The following is a 20513-nucleotide window of genomic DNA, read 5'->3' as shown; positions in this document are numbered from 1 at the left end:
TCTCATCACGCTCTAGCGCGGCTGGATTGGAAGGTTCCCAGGGGCCCGTTACCCCATCTACGGGTTCGTTTCCGGCCTCATTCGCCAGTTTTACCCAAAACAAAAGCCCCGGCCGCATGGCCGGGGCTCGGATCGATCTGCTTTCGCTCGAGGCGCTTAGTCGCGCTGGCCGAGCAGCTGCAGGAGCAGCGTGAACAGGTTGATGAAGTTCAGGTAGAGCGACAGCGCACCAGTGATCGCCGCACGCTCTGCCATCACGCCGCCCTGCGAGGCGTAGCCGTAGATGTAGTCGTTCTTCAGCCGCTGGGTGTCCCAGGCGGTGAGGCCCGCAAACACCAGCACGCCGACCACCGAGACGATGAACTGCAGCGCCGAGCTCGCCAGGAACAGGTTGACCAGGCTCGCGATGATGATGCCGATCAGGCCCATGAACAGGAACGAGCCCATGCCGCTCATGTCACGCTTGGTGGTGTAGCCGTAGAGGCTCAGCGCGCCGAACGTCGCCGCGGTGATGAAGAACACGCGCACGATCGAGGTGTGCGTGTACACCAGGAAGATCGACGACAGCGACACACCCATCAGCGCGGAGAACACCCAGAACAACATCTGGGCGGTTGCAGGCTGCAGGCGGTTGATGCCGGCCGAGATGACGAACACCATCGCCAGGGGCGCGAGGATGAACAGCCACTTCAGCGGGCTCACGAACATCGCGACGCCGAACTGCGTCAGGGGCACCTTGCCGAAGTGAGCGACGGCAGTAGCCGGATCGGCCACGGCCGCCATGTAGACGCCGAGCGCGGCCAGGCCGGTGATGGCGAGGCCGATGCTCATGTAGTTGTAGATGCGCAGCATGTAGGCGCGCAGACCGGCGTCGACGGCCGCAGCGTCAATGCGCCCGGCGGCCCGGCCGAAAGGAGAAGCGTAATTGCGGTCTAGGTCCGACATGGTCGAATTCCCGTGGTTGGTCCCGGTGGAGCGCAAGGGATTTGCGGCGCCGGTCGTAAATCTATCTCAGATGGCCCGGTTTGCGGAACATTAATTCCGCGTCATTCGGCCGACCATCCGACCTGGTTGGTATGTGGGAAATTAACACATCCGACGCAAGCTTCCACGCGCGGCCGAATGTCGCTCTGACCTAGCATGATAGGCAAAAACGGCGCTTTCGCCGCTACAAATTGTCACAAATTCCGCAGTACCGAGGCCGGTTTCTGGTTCAGTGCCAGCAGCGTTCCGGCCAGCCCAAGTCCAACCGTGACGATCAGTGCGGCGACCACGACGAGCGCGGCGCTGCCGGCCTGCCAGATGAAACTCAGCGTCATCAGCCGCGTCACGATCAGCCAGGCCGCGACCGAACCGGCGATCACCCCGAATATGGCGGTTGCAAAACCGATCATCAGATACTCCAGCGCGTAGGCGCCGAGCAGCCGAACCCGCGTGGCGCCGAGCGTCTTGAGGATCACGGCATCGTAGACGCGGTGACGGTGTCCGGCCGCAAGTGCACCGCCCAGCACCAGGATCGCCGAGATCAGGGTCACGGCGCTGGCACCGCGGATCGCCAGCACGAGGTTGCTGACGACGCTGCCGATGGTCTCCAGCGCCTCGCGGACCCGCACGCTGGTCACCATCGGAAACGCGTCGGCGACCTGCTTGATGATGCGCGCGTCATCTTTAGAGCTCGCTTGGGTCGAGCTCGCATGCGGTTCCGTCAGGGTCGCGACATGGCTGTGCGGCGCGCCCTTGAAGGCGTTCGGCGAGAACACCAGCACGAAGTTGATGCCGAGGCCTTGCCAGTCGATGTTGCGCAGATTGGCGACCTTCGCCGGCACGTCGCGGCCGAGCACATTGACCACGACCTCGTCGCCGATCTTCAGACCGAGCCCGTCGGCGATCTTCTTCTCCATCGAGACCAGCGGCGGTCCGCTGTAGTCCGGTCCCCACCATTCGCCCTCGACGATCTTCGAGCCCTTGGGGATTTCGCCGGTGTAGGTCAGGCCGCGGTCGCTCTGCAGCACCCACTCCGAATCGACATTGGGCTTGAGCTGGTCGGCCTTGACGCCGCGCGCGGCGACGATGCGCCCGCGCAGCATCGGTACGTCCTCGACGGTCGAGCCGGCTGCGATCTGGCCGAGGAAGGCGGCAAAGCGGTCGGCTTCGGTGGAGGGGATGTCGATGAAGAAGAACGACGGGGCCCGATCCGGCAGCGCGGCCAAAAACTGCCGGCGCAGATTGCCGTCGATCTGGGTGATGGTGACCAGTACCGCGAGCCCGAGCCCCAGCGACAACACGACCGACGGCGTCAGCGCGCCCGGCCGGTGGATGTTGGCGATGGCGAGCCGCAGCATGGTGATGCGGCTGCGCGGCAGCCGGCGTGCCACCGCCATCAGGATCTCAGCGATTCCGCGCAGCAGCAGAAACACCGCGATCGATGACACGACGAACACGGCGGCCACGCGCTTGTCGTAGGCAAGGCCGATCGCGACGCCGATCAGGAGCGCGATCACCACGGCCATCAGCGCGAGATAGCTCCAGCGCGGGCGGTGCCACTCGCTGGTGACGGTCTCGCGGAACAGCGCCGCCACGGGCACGTCATGGACCCGACCGAGCGGCCACAGCCCGAACGCCAGCGCGGTGAGCTGCCCGTAGAGGAAGGAGAGCGCGAGCTCGCCGGGATGTAGGGCAGGCACCACCGGCAGCGGCAGCAGCTTGCCGAACAGGCCGACGATGACGAAGGGCAGTGCGGCGCCGAGCGCGAGCCCGATCACCGAGCCGATCCCCGCCAGCACCACCACTTGCGTGCAGTAGATCGTGAAGACGTCGCGGCCGGTGGCGCCGAGCGCCTTGAACGAGGCGATGACGTCGCGGCGCCGGTCGATATGGCTCTTCACCGCGTTGGCGACGCCGACGCCGCCGACCAGCAGCGCGGCGAGGCCGACCAGGGTCAGGAACTGGGTGAAGCGGCTGATGGTGCGCTCAAGCTGCGGCGAGGCGTTGCTGCGGCTGCGGACCTCCCAGCCCGCCTCCGGCGCAGCAGCCCGCGCGCCGTCGATCAGGGCGGTGGTGGCGCGGTCATCGTTGACGCCGTCGGGCAGCTTCACCCGGTAGATCCAGCGCACCAGGCTGCCGGGCTGCAAAAGGTCGGTGGCGCGCAGGCCGGCTTCACTGATCAGGAAGCGCGGGCCCAGGCCGACGCCGCCGGCGAGCTTGTCGGGCTCGGCCGCCACGACGCTGCGGATCTGGTAGGTCGCGCTGCCGATGGTGACGCGGTCGCCGAGCTTGAGGTCGAGCCGCGCCAGCAGGGTCGAGTCGGCAGCCGCGCCAAAAACGCCGTCGCGTTCGGCGAGCAGTTCGGCGACCGGCATGTTCGGCTCGAGCGTCAGCTCGCCGAGCATCGGATATTTGCCGTCGACCGCCTTGAGCTCGACCAGCGCCAGCTTGCCGTCACCGCCGCGCGCCATCGCACGGAGCGTGGCGGCGACCGAGACCTCGCCACGGGTGCGCAGATAGGCGACCTCGTCGGGCTTGGCCTCGCGCGAGATCAGCGAGAACGCGACGTCGCCGCCGAGCAGCGTGCGCCCCTCGCGCGACAGACCGTCGCCAAGGCTCGCGGCGACCGAGCCGACGCCGGCGATCGCCATCACGCCGAGCGCGATGCAGGCGATGAACACATAGAAGCCGCGCAGGCCGCCGCGCAGTTCGCGCAGCGCGTAGCGGAAGGCAAGCGACGACGCGCGGCCCTGCACCGCGAGTTCGGACGCAATGCTCATGTGGGGGATTGTCCGTCGATGCGGCCGGAGCGCAGCCGCACGACGCGGTCGCAGCGCTGCGCCAGCGTGAGATCGTGCGTCACCAGCACCAAGGTCATGCCGCGCTCGGCGTGCTTGGTGAACAGCAGGTCGACGATCTGCTTGCCCGTCGTCTCGTCGAGATTTCCGGTCGGCTCGTCGGCAACCAGGATCGCGGGATCGGGCGCCAGCGCGCGCGCGATCGCGACGCGCTGCTGCTCGCCGCCGGAAAGCTGCGTCGGATAGTGATGCAGCCGTTCGCCGAGCCCGACCGATTGCAGCTCCTGCGCGGCGCGCGCAGCCGCATCGGGGGTGCCGGCGAGCTCGAGCGGCACTGCGACATTCTCCAGCGCCGTCATGGTCGGGATCAGATGGAAGGACTGGAAGACGATGCCGACCTGGCGGCCGCGAAAGCGCGCCAGCGCGTCTTCGTCGAGGGCATTGAACGACGTGCCGCCGACGACCACTTCTCCACTGTCAGGACGTTCGAGCCCCGCCATCACCATCAGCAAGGTCGACTTGCCCGAACCCGACGGGCCGATCAGGCCGATGGCCTCACCCGCCGCCACACGAAGGCTGATATCTTTGAGGATATGAACCCGTGCCGCGCCGGTGCCGAGCGAGAGATTGACGTTCTTGACGGCAATGGTGTCCGGCTCGACGTCGGTCAGTGAAGAGGATGCGATGAGACTGTCCATGGTTCGGTCATATGGCACTTCCGCGGTTGCGGTCGAGGGCCGGTTGAGAATCTTCGTGCACATACTCGTGTTGCTTATGGGCTTGATGACGGCGGCGAGTGCGCAGACGCCAAGTGTGGACAAGGGACCCGAGAATGGCCGGGCGCAAGGTTCTGTAAAGCCGATCAAGATGGTGGTCCTGGGCGATTCCCTGAGCGCCGGGTACGGCCTTCCCGCCGCGGCGGCATTTCCGGTTCGGCTGCAAAAAGCCTTGGAAGCCAAGGGGATAAAGGTCGAGATGACCAATGCCGGGGTGTCCGGCGACACCGCCTCGGGCGGCCGCGAGCGGCTCGACTGGTCGGTGGCCGATGGAACCGATGCCGTGATCGTCGAGCTCGGCGCCAACGATGCCTTGCGCGGCATCGATCCCGCGGTCACGCGTGCCGCGCTCTCCGACATCATCACAAAGTTGCAGGCGCGCAAGATCGCCGTGCTCTTGTGCGGCATGCTCGCGCCACCGAACTATGGCAGCGAGTATGCTGCGAAGTTCAACGCGATCTATCCGGATCTCTCGAAGTCCCTCGGCGTGCCGCTCTATCCGTTCTTCCTCGACGGCGTTGCTGCTAATCCGAAGATCAATCAGGCCGACGGCATGCATCCAACGGCGGAGGGTGTGGACATCGTCGTCAACAACATGCTGCCCACGGTGCAGGCATTTCTCGGCGCATTATCAGGGCAGCGCAGTTGAAACGCAGGGAGCGCGCCGTGATGTGTCCGTAGGTTTACGAGCTGTTAACGCCTCATGCTTCGCAGAGTCACATATCTCGGGTACAAATAGGCATCGGTGATTCGTCGCCGGGCTGTTACAGGGGTGCGGGCTCCCAAAACCCGCGCCAAGCATCGAGGATTATAGCGATGCCGCGTCTGTTCACTGGACTGGAAATTCCGGCCGAGATCGGCCAGACACTTTCCAATTTGCGTGGCGGCCTCCCAGGCGCACGCTGGATCGATCCCGAAAATTATCACGTCACTCTGCGCTTCATCGGCGACATCGATGGTCTCTGGGCCAACGAGATCGCGACGATGCTGTTTCGGGTGAACCGCAAGCCGTTCGAGGTCAAATTGCAGGGCCTGTCAAGCTTCGGCGGACGCAAGCCGCGCGCGGTGGTTGCCGCCGTCGAGCCGAGCAGGCCGCTGATCGAACTGCAGGCCGAGCTCGAGCGGATGATGCAGCGGATGGGGCTCGATCCGGAGGGCAGAAAATTCACCCCGCATGTCACGCTCGCGCGTTTGCACGACGCATCGAGCCAGGACGTCGCGGATTATCTGTCCGTGCGCGGCTACTTCCCGAGCCGCACCTTCACGGCCGACCGCTTCGTGCTGTTCTCGTCGCGCGCGTCGACAGGCGGCGGCCCCTATGTGGTCGAGGATTCCTACGACCTCTGCGCGTAGGGTATCGCAGATCGCGGTTTGAGGCACCCGGCGCTGCGCGTGCGGTCGGCCGTGGTATGCAAGGGTTTGCGTTTGCAAACCCGCTTGCATACCCACTGGCACAATTCACGGCTTGCAATTTGCCGCGCACTAGGGCCGTAAGGTGGGCTCATGCTGTCCACCTCGCCCAATTCGTTCCTCGAACACTACAAGTCCCTGGTCGCCTCCGGCGCGATCGAGGCCGATCCCGCGCAGGCGCTCGCCGCAGAAGCGTTCGGCGCGCTGGAGGAGCGGCTTGCCAGCTACAAGCCGCAGCGCAAGCAGAGCCTGCTCGGCCGGCTGTTCGGCGGCGACAAGGATGACAAGCCGCCGCGCGGGCTCTACGTCCACGGCGAGGTCGGTCGCGGCAAGACCATGCTGATGGACCTGTTCTTCCAGCAGAGCCCGGTCGAGCACAAGCGCCGCGCGCATTTCCACGAATTCATGGCCGAGGCGCACGAGCGCATCTATGGCTATCGCCAGCAGATCGCGCGCGGCGAGATCGCGGACGGCGACGTGATCGCGCTCACCGCGCAGGCGATCTTCGACGAAGCCTGGCTGCTCTGCTTCGACGAATTCCACGTCACCGACATCGCGGATGCGATGATCCTCGGGCGGCTGTTCGCAAAACTGTTCGATCTCGGTACCGTCGTGGTTGCGACCTCGAACGTTGCGCCTGATGATCTCTACAAAGGCGGTCTCAATCGCGCGCTGTTCCTGCCGTTCATCGCGCAGATCTCCGACCATATGGACGTGCTGCGGCTCGACGCGCGCACCGACTTCCGGCTGGAGAAGCTCGTCGGCGTCAAGATGTGGCTGGTGCCGGCGGATGACGCGGCCGATGCCGCGCTCAACGCGGCATGGCGCAAGATGACCGGTAATGCGCCGTGCAAGGCGCGCCTCATTCCGATCAAGGGACGCATCCTGAACGTGCCGTGTTCAGCGCACGGCGTCGCGCGCTTCAGCTTCATGGACATCTGCGAGAAGCCGCTTGCCGCCTCCGACTACCTCAGGCTCGCGCACGACTACCACACGATCCTGATCGACCACATTCCGGTGATGGATTACGCCGAGCGCAATGCCGCCAAGCGCTTCATCTCGCTGATCGACACGCTCTATGACAATGCCGTGAAGCTGATGGCGTCGGCCGAGGCCGATCCGGTGTCGCTGTACCTTGCCGAGGACGGCATCGAGGCGATGGAGTTCAAGCGCACGTCTTCGCGCCTGATTGAAATGAGCTCGGAATCCTATTTGGCGCTGCCGCACGGCCGGAAGGACTCCTCCGCAAGCGGCGCGTCGACCGGCCTGGTCGAGACCTGAAGTTCAGCTCGAAATTCACTCTTGCGCGCGGTCCGGTTCGGAGCAACTTTTCGTGTCTCCGGGGCGGATGTTGCTGGCATGCCTGACCGAATTCCAGGCAGGGCCTGCAATCGGCAGGCGTGACTTGCAGGCCCTGACTTGCAGGCCCTGACTTGAATGGATCATTCGAAAGGGATAACCACCGTTGCAACCGACTTCCCTCCCTCCTGCATCCAGTTCAAAGGACTGATTTCCCATGGCACGCGACAAGATTGCACTCATTGGCTCCGGACAGATCGGCGGCACGCTGGCGCACCTCGTTGGCCTCAAGGAACTCGGAGACGTTGTGCTGTTCGACATCGCCGAGGGCGTGCCGCAGGGCAAGGCGCTCGATATCGCGCAGTCGTCGCCGGTCGACGGCTTCGACTCCAACCTGGTCGGCGCCAACTCCTATGAAGCGCTCGACGGCGCCAAGGTCTGCATCGTCACCGCGGGCGTGCCGCGCAAGCCCGGCATGAGCCGCGACGATCTGCTGTCGATCAACCTCAAGGTCATGGAGCAGGTCGGCGCCGGCATCAAGAAGTACGCGCCCGACGCCTTCGTCATCTGCATCACCAACCCGCTCGACGCGATGGTGTGGGCGCTGCAGAAGGCCTCGGGCCTGCCGCACAAGAAGGTGGTCGGCATGGCCGGCGTGCTCGACTCCGCGCGTTTCCGCTATTTCCTGGCCGACGAATTCAACGTCTCGGTCGAGGACGTCACCGCTTTCGTGCTCGGCGGCCATGGCGACACCATGGTGCCGCTGACCCGCTACTCGACCGTTGCCGGCATTCCGCTGCCTGACCTCGTCAAGATGGGCTGGACCTCGCAGGCGCGCATCGACGAGATCGTCGATCGCACCCGCAACGGCGGCGCCGAGATCGTCAATCTGCTCAAGACCGGCTCCGCCTTCTATGCGCCGGCGGCGTCGGCGATCCAGATGGCCGAGAGCTATCTGAAGGACAAGAAGCGCGTGCTGCCCTGCGCGGCCTATCTCAACGGCGAGTACGGCGTGAAGGACATGTATGTCGGCGTGCCCACCGTGATCGGCTCCAAGGGTGTCGAGCGCATCGTGGAGATCGAGCTGGCCGGCAAGGACCGCGAGGCCTTCGACAAGTCGGTCGGCGCGGTGCAGGGCCTGGTCGATGCCTGCAAGAAGATCGCGCCCGATCTGCTCGGCAAGTAATCTCAATTAGCAATGACCCGATAGGCGATTTCAATCGCCTATCGGGTGCAAGATGATGAAATTCCGGCGGATTTTGTAGTTGCGCGAGCTTTGGTATATGGTATGCCAGCGTCAAGGCTGACGTAGGTTCGCCGCAAGAGGGTTTGGGAGCGTCTTTCCATGAATATCCACGAATACCAGGCCAAGGCCCTGCTGCATGAATTCGGCGTGCCGATCTCGCGCGGCGTCGCCGTGCTGAAGCCGGAAGAAGCCGACGCCGCAGCGAAGCAGCTCCCCGGCCCGATCTGGGTGGTGAAGAGCCAGATCCATGCCGGCGGTCGCGGCAAGGGCAAGTTCAAGGAAGCGTCGGCCGGCGACAAGGGCGGCGTCCGCATCGCCAAGTCGGTTGCCGAGGTCGACGAATTCGCCAAGCAGATGCTCGGCGCGACGCTGGTCACGGTGCAGACCGGCCCGCACGGCAAGCAGGTCAACCGCCTCTACATCGAGGAAGGCTCCGACATCGACAAGGAGTTCTACCTTTCGATCCTGGTCAATCGCGAGACCTCGGAGATTTCCTTCGTGGTGTCGACCGAAGGCGGCGTCAACATCGAAGACGTCGCGCATTCGACCCCGGAAAAGATCATCTCGTTCTCGGTCGATCCCGCCACCGGCATCATGCCGCATCACGGCCGCACCGTTGCCGAGGCGCTGAAGCTGAAGGGCGATCTCGCCAAGCAGGCCGAGAAGCTGACGGCCCAGCTCTATACGGCGTTCGCCGCCAAGGACATGGCGATGCTCGAGATCAATCCGCTGGTCGTCACCAAGCAGGGCCAGCTCCGTGTGCTCGACGCCAAGGTGTCGTTCGACAGCAACGCGCTCTACCGTCACCCGGATGTGGTCGCGCTGCGCGACGAGACCGAGGAAGACGCCAAGGAGATCGAGGCGTCGAAATACGATCTCAACTATGTCGCGCTCGACGGCACGATCGGCTGCATGGTCAACGGCGCCGGCCTTGCGATGGCGACGATGGACATCATCAAGCTGTACGGCATGGAGCCGGCGAATTTCCTCGACGTCGGCGGCGGTGCCAGCGTCGAGAAGGTCGCGGCCGCGTTCAAGATCATCACTGCCGATCCGAGCGTGAAGGGCATCCTGGTCAACATCTTCGGCGGCATCATGAAGTGCGACGTGATCGCCGAGGGCGTGGTCGCCGCGGTGAAGCAGGTCGGGCTCAAGGTGCCGCTGGTGGTGCGTCTCGAAGGCACCAATGTCGAGCAGGGCAAGAAGATCATCCGCGACAGCGGTCTCAACGTTCTGCCGGCCGACAACCTCGATGACGCCGCACAGAAGATCGTGAAAGCCGTCAAGGGAGGCTAACGATGGCCGATCATCTCGATGCCCCGACACCGCTGGACGAACACCGCAAGCTCGCGGTTTTCGCGGGCGAGTGGAACGGCGAAGAGATGGTCTATCCGTCGCGCTGGACCGCGGGCGGTCCGGCGACCTCCCATGTCGTCGCGCGCATCGCGCTCAACGGCTTCTATTTGATCCAGGACAGCGTGCAGACCCGCGACGGCAAGGAGAGCTTCGCCACTCACGGCGTCTTCACCTACGACCGCGACGATCGGGCCTACCGATTGTTCTGGCACGATTCACTCGGCTACTACCCACCATCGCCGGCGTCCGGCGGCTGGGCGGGCAAGTCGCTGATCCTGGTGCGCGGCTCGCTGCGCGGCAACGCTCGTCACGTCTACGAGGTCGTCGACGACAACACCTACAGCATGAAAATTCAATTCTCGCCTGACGCGGAAGGGTGGGCCGACGTGCTCACCGGCGTGTACCGGCGTATCCACTAAACCCTTCACCGCTGTCTCGCGAAAGCATCTCGAACCATGTCCATTCTGATCGACAAGAACACCAAGGTCATCTGCCAGGGCTTCACCGGCAAGAACGGCACGTTCCATTCGGAAGCGGCGATCGCTTACGGCACCAAGATGGTCGGCGGCGTGGCACCGGGCAAAGGCGGCTCGACGCACCTCAACCTCCCGGTGTTCGACACCGTCGCCGAAGCGCGCGCGAAGACCGGCGCCGACGCCAGCGTGGTCTATGTCCCGCCGCCGGGCGCGGCAGATGCGATCTGCGAGGCGATCGACGCGGAGATCCCGCTGATCGTCTGCATCACCGAGGGCATCCCGGTGCTCGACATGGTGCGCGTGAAGCGCTCGCTGTCGGGCTCCAAGTCCCGGCTGATCGGACCGAACTGCCCCGGCGTCATGACCGCCGGCGAGTGCAAGATCGGCATCATGCCGGCCAACATCTTCAAGCCCGGCTCGGTCGGCATCGTCTCCCGCTCCGGCACCCTGACCTATGAGGCGGTGTTCCAGACCACCCAGGAGGGCCTCGGCCAAACCACCGCGGTCGGCATCGGCGGCGATCCGGTCAAGGGCACCGAGTTCATCGACGTGCTGGAGATGTTCCTGGCCGACGAGACGACCAAGTCGATCGTCATGATCGGCGAGATCGGCGGATCGGCCGAAGAGGACGCCGCCCAGTTCCTCAAGGACGAGGCCAAGCGCGGCCGCAAGAAGCCGATGGTCGGCTTCATCGCCGGTGTTACCGCACCTCCCGGTCGCCGCATGGGTCACGCCGGCGCGATCATTTCCGGTGGCAAGGGCGATGCCGGTTCCAAGACTGCGGCGATGGAAGCCGCCGGCATCAAGGTGTCGCCGTCCCCGGCACGCCTCGGGCACACGCTCGCCGAGATGCTGAAGTAATCGCTGTCAGGCGAAGTTCCCTTTCGAGCGTCTGGCGTATTTTGGGCGGGTTCTCCTTCGGAGGACCCGCCTTTTTATTGCCTTTTGCCGCCAGAATGCTGATCAAGAAAATATGAAAACGAGTTCATTTCTTAGTTCTTTTAGGCAGGAATATCCGACCCAGATAGGGTAAAGGGTATCTATCCAGCCGGCGCACTTCCAGACCGGCATCAGCGCCGTCTCCTACGCGCGAACCGAAAAAATCACCAGGACTGCCCCATGTCTCGCCAAGACGCGAACGCCGCTTTTGCACTCTCTTCATTCCTGCAGGGCACCAACGCCGCCTATATCGACGACCTCTATGCCCGCTACGAGCAGGATCCGTCGTCGGTCGACGCCGAATGGCAGGATTTCTTCAAGAGCCTGAAGGACACCCCGGCCGACGTCCAGAAGAACGCCGAGGGTGCCTCGTGGGGCCGGGCCAACTGGCCGCTGACGCCGCGCGATGAGCTGACCTCGGCGCTCGACGGCAATTGGGCCCAGGTCGAGAAGGCGGTCGGCACCAAGCTCGCGGCCAAGGCGCAGGCCAAGGGCGCCGAACTCTCCGACGCCGACGTGCATCAGGCCACCCGCGATTCGGTCCGCGCGCTGATGCTGATCCGCGCCTATCGCATGCGCGGCCATTTCCACGCCAAGCTCGACCCGCTCGGCATCGAGGCGCCGCGCGACCGCGAGGAGCTCGATCCGCGCTCCTACGGCTTCACCGAGGCCGACTTCGACCGCAAGATCTTCCTCGACCACGTGCTCGGCCTCGAATACGGCACGCTGCGCGAGATCGTGCAGATCTGCGAACGCACCTACTGCCAGACGCTCGGCGTCGAGTTCATGCACATCTCCAATGCCGCGCAGAAGGCGTGGATCCAGGAGCGCATCGAAGGTCCGGACAAGGAGATCAGCTTCACGCCCGAGGGACGCCGCGCGATCCTCAACAAGCTGATCGAGGCCGACGGCTTCGAGAAGTTCTGCGACACCAAATTCACCGGCACCAAGCGCTTCGGCCTCGATGGTGGCGAATCGCTGATCCCGGCGCTGGAGCAGATCATCAAGCGCGGCGGCAATCTCGGCGTGAAGGAAATCGTGTTCGGCATGCCGCATCGCGGCCGCCTCAACGTGCTGACCCAGGTGATGGGCAAGCCGCATCGCGCGCTGTTTCATGAATTCAAGGGTGGTTCGGCCAATCCGGACTCGGTCGAAGGCTCCGGCGACGTCAAGTATCACCTCGGCGCGTCCTCGGACCGCGAGTTCGACGGCAACAACATCCATCTGTCGCTGACCGCGAACCCGTCGCATCTCGAGATCGTCGATCCGGTCGTGATGGGCAAGGTGCGCGCCAAGCAGGACCAGCACGGCGATCCGCCTGATATGCGCATCTCGGTGCTGCCGCTGCTGATGCACGGCGACGCGGCGTTCGCTGGCCAGGGCGTGGTGGCGGAATGCTTCAGCCTGTCCGACCTGAAGGGCTACCGCACCGGCGGCTCGCTGCACTTCATCGTCAACAACCAGATCGGCTTCACCACCTATCCGCGCTACTCGCGCTCGTCGCCCTATCCGTCGGACGTCGCGAAGATGATCGATGCGCCGATCTTCCACGTGAACGGCGACGATCCGGAGGCGGTTGTGTTCGCGGCCAAGGTCGCGATCGAGTTTCGGCAGAAATTCCACAAGCCGGTCGTCATCGACATGTTCTGCTACCGGCGCCACGGCCACAACGAGGGCGACGAGCCGGCGTTCACCCAGCCGGTGATGTACAAGAAGATCGCCGCGCATCCGACCACGCTGGAGATCTACGCCAAGCGGCTGGTCGCCGACGGCGTGCTGACCGACGGCGAGGTCGAGAAGGCCAAGGCCGACTGGCGCGCCCGGCTCGATGCCGAGCTCGAAGCCGGCTCGGGCTACAAGCCGAACAAGGCCGACTGGCTCGACGGCAAATGGGCCGGCTTCAAGTCGGCCGACCAGGAAGAAGACGCGCGCCGTGGCGTCACCGGCGTCGATGTCGCCGTGCTCAAGGAGATCGGCCGCAAGATCACCAATGTCCCGGACGGCTTCCGCGTCCACCGCACCATCCAGCGCTTCCTCGACAATCGCGCCAAGGCGATCGATAGCGGGGTCGGGATCGATTGGGCGACCGGCGAGGCACTGGCGTTCTGCACGCTGCTGCAGGAAGGCCATCATGTGCGCCTGTCCGGCCAGGATTCCGAGCGCGGCACCTTCTCGCAGCGCCATTCGGTGCTGATCGACCAGGAGGACGAGAGCCGCTACACACCGTTCAACCATCTCGGCGGCGAAGACACCGGCCATTACGAGGTCATCAACTCGCTGCTCTCCGAAGAGGCGGTGCTCGGCTTCGAATACGGCTACTCGCTGGCCGAACCGAATGCGCTGGCGCTCTGGGAAGCGCAGTTCGGCGATTTCGCCAACGGCGCGCAGGTGGTGTTCGACCAGTTCGTCTCCTCGGGCGAACGCAAATGGCTGCGCATGTCGGGCCTCGTCTGCCTGCTGCCGCACGGGTATGAGGGCCAGGGACCGGAGCATTCCTCTGCGCGCCTCGAGCGCTATCTGCAGATGTGCGCCGAGGACAACATGCAGGTGGTCAATCCGACCACGCCGGCGAACTACTTCCATGTGCTGCGGCGCCAGCTGCATCGCGAGATCCGCAAGCCGCTGATCCTGATGACGCCGAAGTCGCTGCTGCGTCACAAGCGCGCCGTGTCCCGGCTCGACGAGCTCGGCAAAAACGCCACCTTCCACCGCATCCTGTACGATGACGCGCAGATGCTGCCGGACGAGAAGATCAAGCTGGTGCCGGACGACAAGATCCGTCGGGTCGTGCTGTGCTCCGGCAAGGTCTATTACGACCTGTACGAGGAGCGCGAGAAGCGCGGCATCGACGACATCTATCTGATGCGCATCGAGCAGCTCTATCCGGTGCCGCTGAAGGCGCTGGTGCAGGAGTTCGGCCGCTTCAAGAACGCGGAGATGGTCTGGTGCCAGGAAGAGCCCCGCAACATGGGCTCCTGGCACTTCATCGAGCCCTATCTGGAATGGGTGCTGAACCAGGTCAACGCAGCCAACAAGCGTCCACGCTATGCCGGCCGTCCGGCATCGGCGGCGACCGCCACCGGCTTGATGTCGAAACATCTCGCGCAGCTCAAGGCGCTGCTCGACGACGCACTGAACTAACGACCTTCACTGAAGCCATGCCCCGCCTTGTGCGCAATTGCGCACTGGAGCGGGGCATCCGGTATCCCGCGTCACTCAGCGAAATGGCTGTCGTCACGGAATACCGGGTCGTCCGCTTTGGCGGGTGGTGGCCGGATAAATTTTTCGACCGCAAGGTTATCGAGGAAAAGACCATGACTGAAATTCGCGTTCCAACGCTCGGCGAATCCGTAACCGAGGCCACCATCGGCCGCTGGTTCAAGAAGGCCGGTGAGGCCGTCGCGGTGGACGAGCCGTTGGTGGAGCTGGAGACCGACAAGGTCACCATCGAGGTGCCCGCGCCGGTCGCCGGCACGCTCGGCGAGATCATCGCCAAGGATGGCGAGACCGTCGCCGTCGGCGCGCTGCTCGGCCAGATCAATGACGGCGCTGTTGCGGCCAAGCCGGCTGCTGCAGCTGCGGCGGCGCCCGCCAAGGCAGCCGCGCCCGCAGCGCCTGCTGCAGCGCCTGCCCCTGCCGCGCCGAAAGTCCCGCCGTCGGACGCACCGCTGGCGCCGTCAGTGCGCAAGCTGTCGGCCGAAAGCGGCGTCGACGCCTCCACCGTTCCGGGCTCGGGCAAGGACGGCCGCGTCACCAAGGGCGACATGCTGGCCGCGATCGAGAAGGCCGCCTCGGCGCCGACCCCGGTCAACCAGCCCGCCGCCGCCGTGCAGGTTCGGGCGCCGTCGCCGGCGGACGATGCCGCGCGCGAGGAGCGCGTGAAGATGACCCGGCTGCGCCAGACCATCGCGCGCCGCCTCAAGGACGTGCAGAACACCGCCGCGATGCTGACCACCTTCAACGAGGTCGACATGACCGAGGTGATGAAGCTGCGCGCGCTCTACAAGGATACGTTCGAGAAGAAGCACGGCTCGAAGCTCGGCTTCATGGGCTTCTTCACCAAGGCGGTCGTGCAGGGGCTGAAGGACATTCCCGCCGTCAATGCCGAGATCGACGGCTCTGACCTGATCTACAAGAACTACTATCACATCGGCGTTGCGGTCGGCACCGACCGCGGCCTGGTGGTGCCCGTGGTGCGCGACTGCGATCACAAGTCGATCGCCGAGATCGAGAAGTCGATCGCCGATTACGGCCGCCGCGCCCGCGACGGTCAGCTCAAGATCGACGAGATGCAGGGCGGCACCTTCACCATCACCAATGGCGGCATCTACGGCTCGCTGATGTCGACGCCGATCCTCAACGCGCCGCAGTCCGGCATCCTCGGCATGCACAAGATCCAGGAGCGGCCGATGGTGGTCGGCGGCAAGATCGAGGTGCGCCCGATGATGTATCTGGCGCTGTCCTACGATCACCGCGTCATCGACGGCAAGGAAGCGGTCACCTTCCTGGTGCGTGTCAAGGAGAGCCTGGAAGATCCGGCCCGCCTGGTGCTGGACCTGTAAGGTCATTCGCGCGTGACGCCCGATCCGCTCGGGCGTTACGATCTGTTGGGTGCTTAGGTTTGGGGATCAATGTGACGGATAAGGTCGTTGTCATCACCGGCGGCAGCCGCGGCATCGGCCGCGCCACCGCACTTGCCGCTGCGGCGCGCGGCTATCGCGTCGTGGTCGGCTACGCCACAAACCAGGCTGCGGCCAACGAGGTCGTCGCTGCGATCGAGGCGAAGAACGGCAAGGCGATCGCGGTGAAATGCGATGTCGGCAGCGAACAGGACATCCTGGCGCTGTTCAAGGCGGCCGATGGCTTCGGCACGCTCGGCGCGCTGGTCAACAATGCCGGCATCGTCGGCAAGAGCGGTGTGCGCGTCGACGAGATGTCGGCGGAGCGCATCCAACAGATGATGGCGGTCAATGTCACCGGCAGCATCCTGTGTGCGCGCGAGGCGGTGAAGCGGATGTCGACCAGGCACGGCGGCAAGGGCGGCGTCATCGTCAACCTGTCCTCGGTCGCGGCAAAGCTCGGCGCGCCCAACACCTATGTCGACTATGCCGCCTCCAAGGGCGCGATCGATTCCTTCACCGTCGGCCTCGGCTATGAAGTCGCCAATGAAGGAATTCGCGTCGCCGGCATCCGGCCGGGACTGATCGACACCGACATTCACGCCGCGGGCGGCGAGCCAGATCGGGCGCACCGGCTGGCTCATATGGTGCCGATGAAGCGCGTCGGCACCGCGGACGAGATCGCCAACGCCATCGTCTGGCTGATCTCGGATGAAGCTTCCTACGTCACCAGCGCGATCCTCGACGTGTCGGGCGGTCGCTAGGACACATTCAAAAGCGGCGCCGGTCTGCCAACAAGATCGCGCCCGCGTCATTGTCACAGAACTTAGCTACAGGACCTTCCATCATGGCTTCTTACGATCTCGTCGTCATCGGCACCGGACCCGGCGGTTACGTCTGCGCGATCCGCGCGGCACAGCTCGGCATGAAGGTTGCCGTCGTCGAGAAGAACGCGACGCTGGGCGGCACCTGTCTCAATGTCGGCTGCATGCCGTCGAAGGCGCTGCTGCACGCTTCCGAGATGTTCGAGGAAGCCGGACACTCTTTCGCCAAGATGGGCGTCAGCGTTTCGGCGCCGAAGCTCGATCTGCCGGCGATGATGAACTTCAAGCAGCAGGGCATCGACGGCAACGTCAAGGGCGTCGAGTTCCTGATGAAGAAGAACAAGATCGACGTGCTCAAGGGGACCGGCAAGATCCTCGGCGCCGGCAAGGTCGAGGTCTCCGGCGACGGCAAGACCGAGACCGTCGAGACCAAGAACATCGTGATCGCCACCGGCTCCGACATCGCGCGCCTGAAGGGCATCGAGATTGACGAGAAGCGCATCGTGTCGTCGACCGGCGCGCTGTCGCTGGACAAGGTGCCCGGCAGCCTGATGATCGTCGGCGCCGGCGTGATCGGGCTCGAGCTCGGTTCGGTCTGGCATCGTCTCGGCGCCAAGGTCACGGTGGTGGAATTCCTCGACCGCATCCTGCCCGGCATGGATGGCGAGGTGGCGAAGCAATTCCAGCGCATCCTCGAGAAGCAGGGCTTTGCCTTCAAGCTCGGCGCCAAGGTCACGTCGGTCGACACATCGGGCAAGACGCTCCAGGCCAAGATCGAGCCGGCCGCCGGCGGCGCTGCCGAGACCATTGAAGCCGACGTGGTGCTCGTCTGCATCGGCCGCGTGCCCTACACCGCGGGACTCGGGCTGAAGGAAGCCGGCGTTGCGCTCGACAATCGCGGCCGCGTCGAGATCGATTCGCACTTCTCGACCAACGTGAAGGGCATCTACGCGATCGGCGATGTCGTGGCCGGGCCGATGCTCGCACACAAGGCGGAAGACGAAGGCGTCGCCTGCGCGGAGATCATTGCGGGCCAGGCCGGTCATGTGAACTACGATGTCATTCCAGGCGTTGTGTATACCACGCCGGAAGTGTCGTCGGTCGGCAAGACCGAGGAAGACCTCAAGCAGGCCGGCGTCGCCTATACCGTCGGCAAATTCCCGTTCACCGCGAACGGCCGCTCCAAGGTCAACCAGACCACCGACGGCTTCGTGAAGGTTCTCGCAGATGCGAAGACGGACCGGGTGCTCGGCGTGCACATTGTCGGCGTTGAGGCCGGCGAAATGATCCACGAAGCCTGCGTTCTGATGGAATTCGGTGGTTCGGCCGAGGATCTGGCGCGGACCTGCCACGCACATCCGACCCGCTCCGAGGCCATCAAGGAAGCCGCGCTTGCGGTCGGCAAGCGCGCCATCCATATGTGATCAAACGTCCGGCGCGAGCCGGGGTGAGATCAAAGCGATGTTGCGCCGCCTGCTTCAGCCGATCTGGGTCCTGCTTGCGATCATCTTCCTGATCGAGGCTTGGCTATGGGATCACCTCGAGCCGATCGTGGCCCGGGTGGTCGCGTGGATCCCGCTGCGCGCGCTCAAGCAGTGGCTTGCCGAGCGGGTCGATTCGCTGTCGCCGGCGATGACGCTGATCGTCTTCGTCGTGCCGCTGATCCCGCTGTTTCCGCTCAAGCTGTTCGGGCTCTGGCTGCTGGCGAACCAATACTGGTTCAGCGCAGTCTCGCTGATCCTGTTCGCCAAGTTCGTCGGCGTCGGCGTCACGGCTTTCCTGTTCGACGTGACGCGGTCGAAGCTGCTGGAGATGCCCTGGTTCGAGGCGCTCTATAATTTCGTGATGGGATTGCGCGCCAAGGCCACCGAGCTGGTCGAGCCGGTCAAGCGGCGCATCCTCGAAATGATCAGCGGCGATGGCGACGGCTGGACGGCGCGCACGCTGCGTCTGATCGCACGCTTCCGTAAAAGCGTGCACCAGACCAGCAAGGTTCTCTAAACAAAGCTTCTCGTCCCGTCATCCCCGCGCAAAGTCTCCGCCTTTGCGCGGAGATGACGGGGATAGTTGGTGCCAGCCGGCCCCCTCAATGCAGATGCAGCAGGTGCGGCTGGAACAGGCCGAGCAGCGTCATCACGACGCCGGCGAGTGTCACGAGGCCGGACACCCAGGCCAGCGCAGCGATCCCCGTGATGATGGTTGCGGACGCCAGCACGATGGCGATCTGGAAGGCGGCGGAGGCAAGCTCGAAGTGATGATATTTCGCGGTGGCCTCGTCGCGCTCATGCTCGGCGTGCTTGGCGCGTTCGGAGAGTTGCTCCGAACCCTCGCCGGTCTCCGGCTCCGAGCGGTAGCGTGCCGCGGTCTTCTGCCAGTCGTCGATCTGCTTCTGCAGCGCGGCCTTCGCCGCCTCGTCGGTGGTGGTCGCGAGGTTCAGCTTGCCCTGTTCGGCGGCGGTCTGCACCGAGGTGCGGCGGATGCTCTTGGCCTGGAAGAAGGCCCACAGGTTGGATGCCTCGACATTCTTGCTGATCGATTCGGTCTGGGCGCCCTTGCCGAGCGTTTCCGACAGCGCCAGGCACAGTGCGATCACGGCGATCAGGAGCGCGATCTTCTTGTTCTCCCCCGAAGCATGCTCGGCATGCTCCGCGTGCTCCATACTTTCTTGTGCGCTCATGATTCCCCTCCGGATGAGACCGCGGCACGATTGCCGAATGCGGCGCACAAGGCAAGTGCCGAGCGGTTTATGGCAGCCGTATGAATGAAGATGAACGGCGGATCGGCAGGCGAGGCCTGCGCCTTACACTGAACTGACAGCGGAGCGTTCAGCCGCGGGGGTGCGCGGAGCGATAGACTTCGAGCAGGCGCTCGCTGTCGATGCCGGTGTAGATCTGCGTGGTCGACAGCGATGCGTGGCCGAGCAATTCCTGGATTGCGCGCAGGTCGCCGCCGCGGCTCAGAAGGTGCGTGGCGAAGGAGTGGCGCAACGCATGCGGCGTGGCGCTGTCGGGCAGGCCGAGCGCGCCGCGCAGCCGCTCCATGGTGAGCTGGATGATGCGCGGGCTCAAGGGGCCGCCGCGCGCGCCCACGAACATCGGCCCGATTGGATTCAGTTGATGCGGGCAAATCGCCGCATAGTCCGCGATCAATTGCAGCACGTTCTGCAGCACCGGCACCATGCGGGTCTTGTTGCCCTTGCCGGTGACGACCAGCACGTCGCCTTCGCCCGGCTTCGGCACGTCCCGCCGCTTCAGCCCCAGCGCCTCGGAGATACGCAGGCCCGAACCATAGAGCAGCGCCATCACGGCTGCGTCGCGCGCCAGGATCCAGGTCTCGCGGTCCTCATCCGCGCGCTCGTCGGCGTCGGCAAAACGCTTCGCGGCTTCCATATGGATCGGTTTCGGCAGGCTCTTCGCCACCTTGGGCGCGCGGATCGCCGACAGTGCGCCGACCTTGCCTTTGCCCTCGCGTTCCAGGAAGCGTCCGAACGAGCGCAGGCCCGCCAGCGCCCGCATCAGCGATCGCCCGCCGATCTCGTCGGCGCGGCGCATCGCCATGAAGGCGCGCACATCGCTCGCTTCGAGTGCGGAAAAGGCCGCAAGCGTCACGCGCGCGCCCCAGTGTTCGGCCAGGAAGGCCAGGCATTGCCGCACATCGCGGGCGTAGGCTTCGAGCGTCTTCGGCGACAGCCGCCGCTCGGCGCGCAGATGCGACAGCCAGCGCGTCATTTCCTGCGTCACTGATGCGTCGGCGCAGTCGAGCTCGAGCGGTTGCATGGGCTGATCG

17 protein-coding genes are annotated in these 20513 nt (G+C 64.8%); 12 read left to right on the top strand and 5 right to left on the bottom strand.

Annotated features, from left to right (window positions below):
- Positions 1-156: 156 nt before the first annotated feature.
- From H8A92_RS24700 to H8A92_RS24690, 3 genes are all read right to left on the bottom strand, one after another.
- Positions 157-945 (bottom strand): Bax inhibitor-1/YccA family protein, encoded by a 789-nt coding sequence (locus H8A92_RS24700; protein WP_163150805.1) that lies wholly within the window; start codon positions 943-945, stop codon positions 157-159.
- Positions 946-1178: 233 nt separating this feature from the next.
- On the bottom strand, positions 1179-3764 hold the full coding sequence (locus H8A92_RS24695; protein WP_229198173.1) for an ABC transporter permease: 2586 nt from the start codon (positions 3762-3764) through the stop codon (positions 1179-1181).
- Complete coding sequence (locus tag H8A92_RS24690) at positions 3761-4480, bottom strand: ABC transporter ATP-binding protein (RefSeq protein WP_229198172.1); 720 nt, start codon at positions 4478-4480, stop codon at positions 3761-3763. The genes H8A92_RS24695 and H8A92_RS24690 overlap by 4 nt, the downstream gene beginning before the upstream one ends.
- Before the next feature lie 55 nt (positions 4481-4535).
- Between H8A92_RS24690 and H8A92_RS24685 the strand changes: the two genes are divergently transcribed.
- The 12 genes from H8A92_RS24685 (at position 4536) to H8A92_RS24630 (ending at position 18728) form a co-directional block, all read left to right on the top strand.
- On the top strand, positions 4536-5207 hold the full coding sequence (locus H8A92_RS24685; RefSeq protein ID WP_420831358.1) for an arylesterase: 672 nt from the start codon (positions 4536-4538) through the stop codon (positions 5205-5207).
- Positions 5208-5374: 167 nt separating this feature from the next.
- Positions 5375-5911 (top strand): RNA 2',3'-cyclic phosphodiesterase, encoded by a 537-nt coding sequence (gene thpR, locus H8A92_RS24680; RefSeq protein ID WP_163150799.1) that lies wholly within the window; start codon positions 5375-5377, stop codon positions 5909-5911.
- Positions 5912-6061: 150 nt separating this feature from the next.
- The gene (gene zapE / locus H8A92_RS24675; RefSeq protein ID WP_229198171.1) at positions 6062-7249 is read left to right on the top strand and encodes a cell division protein ZapE; all 1188 of its coding nucleotides are present in this window, start codon (positions 6062-6064) and stop codon (positions 7247-7249) included.
- Between the two features lie 235 nt (positions 7250-7484).
- Positions 7485-8453: a malate dehydrogenase gene (gene mdh / locus H8A92_RS24670; RefSeq protein WP_163150794.1), complete on the top strand. Its 969-nt coding sequence runs from the start codon at positions 7485-7487 to the stop codon at positions 8451-8453.
- A gap of 159 nt (positions 8454-8612) precedes the next feature.
- Positions 8613-9809 (top strand): ADP-forming succinate--CoA ligase subunit beta, encoded by a 1197-nt coding sequence (gene sucC, locus H8A92_RS24665; protein WP_163150792.1) that lies wholly within the window; start codon positions 8613-8615, stop codon positions 9807-9809.
- Positions 9810-9811: 2 nt separating this feature from the next.
- Positions 9812-10288, top strand: a complete 477-nt coding sequence (locus tag H8A92_RS24660; protein ID WP_163150790.1) for a DUF1579 family protein — start codon at positions 9812-9814, stop codon at positions 10286-10288.
- A gap of 36 nt (positions 10289-10324) precedes the next feature.
- A complete protein-coding gene (sucD, locus tag H8A92_RS24655; protein ID WP_229198170.1) occupies positions 10325-11206 on the top strand; it encodes a succinate--CoA ligase subunit alpha in 882 nt (293 codons plus the stop codon).
- A 258-nt stretch (positions 11207-11464) separates the two neighbouring features.
- A complete protein-coding gene (locus H8A92_RS24650; protein WP_229198169.1) occupies positions 11465-14425 on the top strand; it encodes a 2-oxoglutarate dehydrogenase E1 component in 2961 nt (986 codons plus the stop codon).
- 173 nt (positions 14426-14598) lie between these two features.
- Positions 14599-15846, top strand: a complete 1248-nt coding sequence (gene odhB / locus H8A92_RS24645; RefSeq protein WP_229198168.1) for a 2-oxoglutarate dehydrogenase complex dihydrolipoyllysine-residue succinyltransferase — start codon at positions 14599-14601, stop codon at positions 15844-15846.
- Between the two features lie 71 nt (positions 15847-15917).
- Entirely contained in the window at positions 15918-16667 is a 750-nt protein-coding gene (locus H8A92_RS24640) for an SDR family oxidoreductase (protein WP_229198167.1), read from the top strand.
- Between the two features lie 83 nt (positions 16668-16750).
- Positions 16751-18151 (top strand): dihydrolipoyl dehydrogenase, encoded by a 1401-nt coding sequence (gene lpdA, locus H8A92_RS24635; protein WP_229198166.1) that lies wholly within the window; start codon positions 16751-16753, stop codon positions 18149-18151.
- A gap of 37 nt (positions 18152-18188) precedes the next feature.
- Positions 18189-18728: a hypothetical protein gene (locus H8A92_RS24630; RefSeq protein WP_163150778.1), complete on the top strand. Its 540-nt coding sequence runs from the start codon at positions 18189-18191 to the stop codon at positions 18726-18728.
- Between the two features lie 85 nt (positions 18729-18813).
- On the opposite strand, the gene H8A92_RS24625 is transcribed toward H8A92_RS24630, so the two are convergent.
- The gene (locus H8A92_RS24625) at positions 18814-19404 is read right to left on the bottom strand and encodes a DUF4337 domain-containing protein (protein WP_229198165.1); all 591 of its coding nucleotides are present in this window, start codon (positions 19402-19404) and stop codon (positions 18814-18816) included.
- 148 nt (positions 19405-19552) lie between these two features.
- Positions 19553-20503, bottom strand: a complete 951-nt coding sequence (locus H8A92_RS24620) for a tyrosine recombinase XerC (protein ID WP_420831357.1) — start codon at positions 20501-20503, stop codon at positions 19553-19555.
- Positions 20504-20513 lie beyond the last annotated feature (10 nt).

It is taken from the genome of Bradyrhizobium acaciae (genome assembly GCF_020889785.1).
Lineage (GTDB): Bacteria > Pseudomonadota > Alphaproteobacteria > Rhizobiales > Xanthobacteraceae > Bradyrhizobium > Bradyrhizobium acaciae.
The sequence above is the reverse complement of the archived record's forward strand: the minus strand, read 5'-3'. Positions and strand labels throughout refer to the sequence as shown.

Excerpts from the sequence above, each read along its gene's own strand:
- lpdA (WP_229198166.1), top strand. The coding sequence starts at position 16,751 with ATGGCTTCTTACGATCTCGTCGTCATCGGCACCGGACCCGGCGGTTAC.
- H8A92_RS24625 (WP_229198165.1), bottom strand. The coding sequence starts at position 19,404 with ATGAGCGCACAAGAAAGTATGGAGCACGCGGAGCATGCCGAGCATGCT.
- H8A92_RS24690 (WP_229198172.1), bottom strand. The coding sequence starts at position 4,480 with ATGGACAGTCTCATCGCATCCTCTTCACTGACCGACGTCGAGCCGGAC.
- mdh (WP_163150794.1), top strand. The coding sequence starts at position 7,485 with ATGGCACGCGACAAGATTGCACTCATTGGCTCCGGACAGATCGGCGGC.
- H8A92_RS24620 (WP_420831357.1), bottom strand. The coding sequence starts at position 20,503 with ATGCAACCGCTCGAGCTCGACTGCGCCGACGCATCAGTGACGCAGGAA.
- H8A92_RS24660 (WP_163150790.1), top strand. The coding sequence starts at position 9,812 with ATGGCCGATCATCTCGATGCCCCGACACCGCTGGACGAACACCGCAAG.
- sucD (WP_229198170.1), top strand. The coding sequence starts at position 10,325 with ATGTCCATTCTGATCGACAAGAACACCAAGGTCATCTGCCAGGGCTTC.
- sucC (WP_163150792.1), top strand. The coding sequence starts at position 8,613 with ATGAATATCCACGAATACCAGGCCAAGGCCCTGCTGCATGAATTCGGC.
- thpR (WP_163150799.1), top strand. The coding sequence starts at position 5,375 with ATGCCGCGTCTGTTCACTGGACTGGAAATTCCGGCCGAGATCGGCCAG.
- H8A92_RS24695 (WP_229198173.1), bottom strand. The coding sequence starts at position 3,764 with ATGAGCATTGCGTCCGAACTCGCGGTGCAGGGCCGCGCGTCGTCGCTT.
- zapE (WP_229198171.1), top strand. The coding sequence starts at position 6,062 with ATGCTGTCCACCTCGCCCAATTCGTTCCTCGAACACTACAAGTCCCTG.
- H8A92_RS24630 (WP_163150778.1), top strand. The coding sequence starts at position 18,189 with ATGTTGCGCCGCCTGCTTCAGCCGATCTGGGTCCTGCTTGCGATCATC.
- H8A92_RS24700 (WP_163150805.1), bottom strand. The coding sequence starts at position 945 with ATGTCGGACCTAGACCGCAATTACGCTTCTCCTTTCGGCCGGGCCGCC.
- odhB (WP_229198168.1), top strand. The coding sequence starts at position 14,599 with ATGACTGAAATTCGCGTTCCAACGCTCGGCGAATCCGTAACCGAGGCC.
- H8A92_RS24650 (WP_229198169.1), top strand. The coding sequence starts at position 11,465 with ATGTCTCGCCAAGACGCGAACGCCGCTTTTGCACTCTCTTCATTCCTG.